1 protein-coding gene is annotated in these 224 nt (G+C 37.9%); it reads left to right on the top strand.

Annotation, left to right across the window (positions count from 1 at the left end; all coding sequences use genetic code 11):
- The coding region (locus AVJ20_RS18225; RefSeq protein ID WP_162689831.1) for a DDE-type integrase/transposase/recombinase at positions 1-224 on the top strand (224 nt) is incomplete at both ends.

The raw sequence follows: 224 nt of genomic DNA, 5'->3' as shown, positions 1-224 counted from the left end.
TTCTAGACGTAATACCAAATCAGCATATTGTTTTCTTGGAAAAATTTTAAATAATGTGAAGAAGTGGCAAATTCCACAAGTGATCAACACGGATAAAGCACCCACATATGGACGTGCTTTATCACGGTTAAAACGGGAAGGTAAATGTCCACCAGACCTTGAGCACAGGCAGATTAAGTATAAAAATAACGTGATTGAATGTGATCATGGCAAGCTAAAGCGGA

The sequence above is a fragment of the Acinetobacter sp. CFCC 11171 genome (genome assembly GCF_003268405.1).
Lineage (GTDB): Bacteria > Pseudomonadota > Gammaproteobacteria > Pseudomonadales > Moraxellaceae > Acinetobacter > Acinetobacter amyesii.
The sequence above is the reverse complement of the archived record's forward strand: the minus strand, read 5'-3'. Positions and strand labels throughout refer to the sequence as shown.